Genomic DNA, 3,378 nt, shown 5'->3' on the forward strand with positions numbered 1-3,378 from the left:
GCTCCGCGTCCCTCGTCAGAGCTGGAACGCAGAGCGTCCCTTGAGGCGTGCCCACTCTCTGCGCCGTTATTTACCCAACTTCACCTTGGTCCAGCCGCGGGTCATGATCCGCTGTACGGCAATCGGCTGGTCAGGAATGGCATACAACGTCGCCATTACGGCTTCAGGCGGGTACGACCCCGGGTCGTTGCGAATCGCCTCATCCACCAAAGGCGTTGCCGCCGCGTTGGCGTTGCTGTAGCCGATGTTGTTGGTGATCTCGGCGATGATGTCCGGGCGCATCAGGAAGTTCATGAACTGATAGGCCTCTTCGACGTTCGCCGCATCACGCGGGATGGCAACCATGTCGTAGAAACTGCCGGCACCTTCTTTCGGGATGCTGTAGTCAATCTTCACCTTGTCGCCGGCTTCCTCGGCGCGGGCCTTGGCTTGCAACACGTCGCCGGAGTAGCCGACGGCGACGCAGATGTTGCCGTTGGCCAAGTCAGAGATGTACTTCGACGAATGGAAGTAAGACACCGACGGGCGAATCTTCATGAACAGCGCTTCAGCTTCGGCGATGTGCGCCTTGTCGCGGTCGTTGACCGGGTAACCCAGGTAGTGCAGGGCGGCCGGGATCATTTCGGTCGGCGAATCGAGGAAACTGATACCGCAGGCTTTGAGTTTTTCAGCGTTTTCCGGTTTGAACAGCAAGTCCCAGGAGTTGGTCGGCGCGTTGGCACCCAGCACTTCCTTGACCTTGGCCGGGTTGAAGCCGATGCCGATCGAACCCCACATGTACGGGAACGCATGAGCGTTGTCCGGGTCGCTGGCGGAGGCGTTTTTCAGCAATACCGGATTGAGGTTTTTCCAGTTCGGCAGCTTCGATTTGTCCAGTTCCCGATAGACGCCGGCCTTGATCTGCTTGGCCAGGAAACTGTTGGACGGCACGACTATGTCATAGCCGGATTTGCCCGCCAGCAGGCGCGCTTCAAGGGTTTCGTTGCTGTCGAAGACATCGTAGGTCACGCGGATGCCGGTCTCGTCTTCGAACTTCTTGACCGTGTCCGGGGCAATGTAATCCGACCAGTTGTAGACGCGCAGAACCTTGTCATTGGCCTGGGCGCCCGAGGCGATCGCGCCCAATAAGGACAGTGTCAGCAGAGTCCTGCCAAACATTTTCATCGGTACAACTCCATTTCTTTTCTTATTCAAATACACAAAACAAAAATCAGAATTCAGAACCTGTGGCAGTGAGCCCCAATACCCGGGGGCTTTATACAGTGCCTGTCTGGGGGGTTAACCCAGTGCCTGTGGCGAGGGAGCTTGCTCCCGCTGGGCTGCGCAGCGGCCCCAAAATTGTGTGAGTGCTGCACACTCAAGCGGGAGCAAGCTCCCTCGCCACAAGGAGCAAGTCCCAGCGACTTACGCCGTCGCTCCCAACATCTTCTTCTCGGGCGCCTGCCAGGATTCGCTGGCGGTCTGCTCCATCGCTTCCTGGATCGCGCGTTTACGGCTGGCTTCGGCACGTCGGCTGAAATACCAGACCATGAAGGTCACGATCGAAACAGCCAACAGAATCAGGCTGGCCACGGCATTGATCTCAGGCTTCACACCCAGACGCACCGCCGAGAACACTTCCATCGGCAGGGTCGTCGAACCCGGGCCGGAAACGAAGCTCGCCAACACCAGGTCATCCAGCGACAAGGCGAACGACATCATGCCGCCCGCTGCCAGTGACGGCGCGATCATCGGAATGGTGATCAGGAAAAACACCTTGAATGGCTTGGCGCCGAGGTCCATGGCCGCTTCTTCGATGGACAGGTCCAGTTCGCGAAGGCGGGCGGAGACTACCACTGCCACGTAGGCGGCACAAAACGTGGTGTGGGCGATCCAGATCGTGACGATGCCACGCTCCATCGGCCAACCGATCAACTGCGCCATGGCCACGAACAGCAGCAACAGCGACAGGCCGGTAATCACCTCGGGCATCACCAGCGGCGCGGTGACCAGGCCACCGAACAACGTACGGCCCTTGAAACGCGTGACACGGGTCAGCACGAACGCGGCCAATGTCCCCAGTGCGACTGCTGCGATTGCCGTGTAGCAGGCGATTTCCAGCGAGCGCACCACCGAACCCATCAGTTGCGAGTTGTCGAGCAGACCGGCGTACCACTTGAACGACCAGCCGCCCCACACCGTCACCAGTTTCGATGCGTTGAACGAGTAGATCACCAGGATCAGCATCGGCAGGTAGATGAACGACAGGCCGAACACCAGCATCAATTTTGAAAACCCGAAACGTTTCATCCCCGTGCCTCCATCTCTTTGGCCTGGCTGCGGTTGAACAGCAGAATCGGCACAATCAGGATCAACAGCATGACCACCGCCAGCGCGGATGCCACCGGCCAGTCACGGTTGTTGAAGAACTCTTGCCACAGTACGCGACCGATCATCAGGGTCTCCGGACCACCCAGCAGTTCCGGGATCACGAACTCGCCCACCACCGGAATGAACACCAGCATGCAACCGGCGATGATGCCGTTCTTGGCCAGCGGCACGGTGATTTTCCAGAAGCTGTTGAAGGTGCTCGAACCCAGGTCCGACGCGGCTTCCAGCAAGCTCTGATCGTGCTTCACCAGGTTGGCGTAGAGCGGCAGGATCATGAACGGCAAGTAAGCGTAAACGACGCCGATATACACCGCGATGTTGGTGTTGAGGATCTCGATCGGGTGTGAGGTCAGGCCTGTCCACATCAGGAAGCCGTTGAGCAAACCGTTGTTGCTGAGAATGCCCATCCACGCGTAGACGCGGATCAGGATCGCGGTCCAGGTCGGCATCATGATCAGCAGCATCAGGACGTTTTGCGCTTCCTTGCTCGCCTTGGTAATGGCGTAGGCCATCGGGAAACCGATCACCAGGCACGCCAGTGTGCTGAAGAATGCGACCTTCAACGAACCGAGGTATGCCGAGAGGTACAACTCGTCTTCACCCAGCAACGTGTAGTTGCCGATATTGAGCAGCAGGTTGAATTTCTGCTCGGCGTAGGTGTAGATCTCCGAGTAAGGCGGAATGGCCAGCGCGGCTTCCGAGAAGCTGATCTTCATTACCAGGAAGAACGGCAACATGAAGAACAGGCACAGCCATACGAATGGAATGCCGATCACCAGTTTTCGCCCACTGGGCACCAGGCGCAGGAATTGCTGATTGAAGGTTCTCATGCGCGCAGTACCACGCCGCTGTCGTCTTCCCACCACACGTAGACCTGATCGTCCCAGGTCGGACGCGCGCCCCGGCGTTCGGCGTTGGCCATGAACGACTGGACAACCTTGCCGCCGGGCAGCTCGACGTAGAACACCGAGTGGCCGCCGAGGTAGGCGATGTCATGCACCTTGCCGC

General features: G+C 58.7%; 4 protein-coding genes. All 4 read right to left on the minus strand.

Annotation, left to right across the window (positions count from 1 at the left end; translation table 11 throughout):
* Positions 1-66 precede the first annotated feature (66 nt).
* Positions 67-1,164 (minus strand): polyamine ABC transporter substrate-binding protein, encoded by a 1,098-nt coding sequence (locus tag D8U18_RS19625; protein ID WP_056853448.1) that lies wholly within the window; start codon positions 1,162-1,164, stop codon positions 67-69.
* A gap of 240 nt (positions 1,165-1,404) precedes the next feature.
* Complete coding sequence (locus D8U18_RS19630; RefSeq protein WP_130906816.1) at positions 1,405-2,289, minus strand: ABC transporter permease subunit; 885 nt, start codon at positions 2,287-2,289, stop codon at positions 1,405-1,407.
* Positions 2,286-3,167, minus strand: a complete 882-nt coding sequence (locus D8U18_RS19635; RefSeq protein WP_177336560.1) for an ABC transporter permease subunit — start codon at positions 3,165-3,167, stop codon at positions 2,286-2,288. The genes D8U18_RS19630 and D8U18_RS19635 overlap by 4 nt, the downstream gene beginning before the upstream one ends.
* Positions 3,168-3,196: 29 nt before the next feature.
* A partial coding sequence (locus D8U18_RS19640; protein ID WP_131108207.1) for a TOBE domain-containing protein occupies positions 3,197-3,378 on the minus strand: 182 nt, incomplete at its 5' end.

The organism is Pseudomonas sp. Sample_10 (assembly GCF_004321495.1).
Taxonomy (GTDB): domain Bacteria; phylum Pseudomonadota; class Gammaproteobacteria; order Pseudomonadales; family Pseudomonadaceae; genus Aquipseudomonas.